The sequence below is a fragment of the Fibrobacter sp. genome, assembly GCA_012523595.1.
Taxonomy (GTDB): Bacteria; Fibrobacterota; Chitinivibrionia; order Chitinivibrionales; family Chitinispirillaceae; genus JAAYIG01.
In genome coordinates this window covers 1-2391 of the sequence record JAAYIG010000185.1, presented here as the reverse complement: position 1 = coordinate 2391, position 2391 = coordinate 1, and the positions used below count along the sequence as shown (strand labels likewise).

Annotated in this window: 2 protein-coding genes; both read right to left on the bottom strand. The window is 48.6% G+C overall.

Annotation, left to right across the window (positions count from 1 at the left end):
• Window positions 1-1467, bottom strand: a 1467-nt coding sequence (locus GX089_12305; protein NLP03271.1) for a UvrD-helicase domain-containing protein, incomplete at its 3' end; no start/stop codon positions are given.
• The gene (locus GX089_12300) at window positions 1460-2356 is read right to left on the bottom strand and encodes a type II/IV secretion system protein (protein NLP03270.1); all 897 of its coding nucleotides are present in this window, start codon (window positions 2354-2356) and stop codon (window positions 1460-1462) included. The genes GX089_12300 and GX089_12305, both read right to left, overlap by 8 nt.
• Window positions 2357-2391 lie beyond the last annotated feature (35 nt).

The window sequence follows — 2391 nt, the reverse complement described above, 5'->3', positions numbered from 1 at the left end:
CAACTGCAGCACAGAATTCAGGATTTCATGAGGAGAGTCTGATTTCTTTTCCCTGAGCAGTTCATATAGAGAACGCAAATCAGAAAAGCCCTTCTGATAGCGGCTGCCAAGAAGAGAGAGATCGCAGTTAAAGAGAGCCTCCAGAAGCGAGCAGTTCTTTTTCCCTGCCGCATCGGAAAGAGTCTCAAGAGCTTTCTGACCCAGTCCCCTTGCAGGTACATTATAGATTCGCTCGAAGCTCACATTGTCGCAGGGGTTTACAATGAGCCTGAGATAGGCCAGACAATCCTTGATTTCAGCTCTTTCATAGAACCCGGTTCCACCGACAAGGACATAAGGAATACGATGTTTACGGAAAGCTTCCTCAAAGGAGCGGGACTGAGCGTTAGTCCTGAACAGCACCGCCACATCTCCACCCTTAGTCTTGCCATTTACAATCAGATTTACTTTTCTGGCAACTTCGTCAGCCTCCTGACGATCGTCACGATACCTGTTTACAATCACCACCTCGCCCCCGCTGCGATCGGTCCAGAGCTGCTTTGGAGTCCGGTAACGGTTGCCTGCGATTGCGGAGTTGGCGAAATCGAGAATAGCCTTTGTGGAACGGTAGTTCTGTTCAAGCTTGAATACCTTCGTTTCCGGAAACTGGCTCTCAAAAGAGAGAATATTCTCCACTCTTGCGCCCCTCCACCCGTAGATACTCTGATCATCATCACCCACAGCGAATACCTTCCGGGTTCTGCCGGAAAGAAGCTTCAGTAACACAAACTGCGCGGCATTGGTATCCTGGTATTCGTCAACCAGAATGTAATCAAAACAGCTCTGATACCTTGCGGAGACCTCTTTATTATCCCTGAAAAGGTAAACAGTGTTTGACTGCAGATCGTCAAAATCCATTGCCTGCTGTTCCCTGAGCATCTTCTGGTATGTTTTGTAAATTTTATGAAGCTGCTGTTCAAAATAGTTCGATACTCTTCCCTCGAGTTCCTCCGGAGTAGTGCATCTGTTTTTATGATTCGAGATCAGACCGAGCACCTGTCTTGGAGGCATGCTCCTGTCATCCACCTCAAGTGCTTTGAGCACTTTTTTTATCAGGGAGAGCTGATCACTCTGATCGTAAATGGAAAAATGGGGTACATAACCCAGAAATCTGCTCTCGCGGCGCAGTATCCTTGCGCAAAGAGAATGGAATGTTCCTATCCAGAGTCCCTCAACGGACATTCCTGTAAAACACTCAACCCTGGTGCGCATCTCCCGTGCTGCTTTGTTTGTAAATGTAGCAGCGAAAATTCTTCCTGGCGGAGTACCCTTTTCGATCAGATAAGCAATCTTGGCGGTCAATACCCGGGTTTTTCCCGTCCCTGCTCCTGCAAACACCAGTTCCGGTCCACCATCATAAAGTACCGCCTCTCGCTGCACGGGATTCAAAACCAGTTTATCGATAAACGAACTTCCGTTCTTAATCATTCTGTGTTGCTCCAAGTACCTGCTCTATAGTTGTCAATCCTTCAATAGCCTTTCTCAATCCGTCACGACGGAGTGAATCGAAATCCCCTCTCTTAAGGCAATACTGCTTGATCTGCTCAAAAGGGGCGCGCTGAAGCACCAGCTTGGTAATATTTGCATCTGGTACCAGAAGTTCAAAAATCCCGATACGTCCCGAATAACCTGAACCACCGCATTGTTTGCACCCCTTCCCTCTGTAAAGCTGAATACCCGGGCGTATTCCGATTTTAGAAAGCAGCTCTGGTTCAGGGGTATACGCCTCCCTGCACCTTGTGCAGATCTTGCGAACCAGCCGCTGAGCCAGAATCCCGATAACAGTCGATGTGATCAGGTAGGGTTCAAGCCCCATGTCAAGCAAGCGGGTGTAAGCTGATGCAGAGTCGTTGGTGTGCAGGGTCGAGAACACCAGATGCCCTGTGAGAGCCGCCTGAATCGCCATCTCACATGTCTCCCTGTCCCGCATCTCACCTATCATGATAATATCCGGGTCCTGGCGGAGAATTGATCTCATCCCTTCTGCAAATGTAAATCCGGCTTTGGTATTTATCTGCCCCTGACTGATTCCGTCCAGATGATATTCCACAGGATCTTCCATGGTGACGATATTCTTTGACACGCTGTAAATTTTCTGCAGGGCAGAATAAAGGGTCGAGCTTTTACCGCTTCCGGTCGGTCCTGTCACCAGAATTATTCCGTCGGGACGATTGATCATCTCGCTGAATGTTTTAAGTGTCCGGGGGAGAAATCCCAGCACGTCAAGGGTCAGGTTCTTTGATTGCGGATCAAGGATTCTAAGAACGACCTTTTCGTTTACCCCTCTGTTCCTGGTCATCACAGGATAAGTGGACACACGAAGATCGATCTCCCGGCCCTTATACCTTATCT